Here is an 835-nt window from a genome sequence, read left to right as displayed (position 1 = left end):
CTGTGATGGCAACATCTTTGAGCCTGATCCTAGCTTTGCTGGTACAGCTGCTTGGCACGGTAATTGGCGCGTTTTCTGCCCGCTATTTGGAGGGGGAAGTCGGCCAGCGCCGCTATGTAGGTGTGCTCGCCACTGTCCTGGCTAGTGTCCACCTGCTCTTGATGGCCGATCACTGGCTCGTGCTCATCGCGGCCTGGGCATCCGTAGGTATCGCCTTGCAGCATCTGCTGTGCTTCTATCCGGATCGCCCGTTCGCCCTGCTGGCGGCCCACAAAAAACGCATTGCTGATCGCCTGGCCGATGTGATGCTGCTTGGCGCAACCGCGCTGGCGTGGCTAGAAGTTGGCAGCGGTTCGCTCTCGGCACTGTACTTGCACATTGCTCAGCATGGCATGTCCGTATCCTTGCAAATGAGTGCCGTCTTACTCGTGTTGGCCGTCATACTGCGCACTGCCTTACTGCCGGTGCACGGGTGGCTGATCCAGGTGATGGAGGCTCCCACCCCTGTCTCTGCACTGTTGCATGCTGGTGTGGTCAATCTTGGCGGCTTTGTTCTGATCCGCTTTGCGCCTATGCTCGAACAGGCACCCCCGGCGCGTCTGTTGCTATTGGTATTCGGCCTGGCGACTACCGTGCTGGCGAGTATGGTGATGCTGACCCGCATCAGTATCAAGGTCCGCCTGGCTTGGTCAACCGTTGCCCAGATGGGCTTCATGTTGCTTGAATGCGCGCTGGGCCTCTACACCCTTGCCGCTCTACATCTGATTGGCCATTCACTGTACAAGGCCCATGCCTTCCTTTCGGCTTCGACCGCCGTACGCCAGACCCGCTTGCA

1 protein-coding gene is annotated in these 835 nt (G+C 59.0%); it reads left to right on the top strand.

Going from position 1 to position 835, the window contains the following annotated elements; translation table 11 throughout:
• A partial coding sequence (locus ACP7EY_RS23995) for an NADH-quinone oxidoreductase subunit L (protein WP_426197762.1) occupies positions 1–835 on the top strand: 835 nt, incomplete at both ends.

The sequence above is a fragment of the Massilia sp. DWR3-1-1 genome (assembly GCF_049898325.1).
Classification (GTDB): Bacteria; Pseudomonadota; Gammaproteobacteria; order Burkholderiales; family Burkholderiaceae_D; genus JAFCUW01.
Note: the sequence above shows the minus strand (reverse complement) of the source record. Positions and strands in the feature narration are given on the sequence as shown.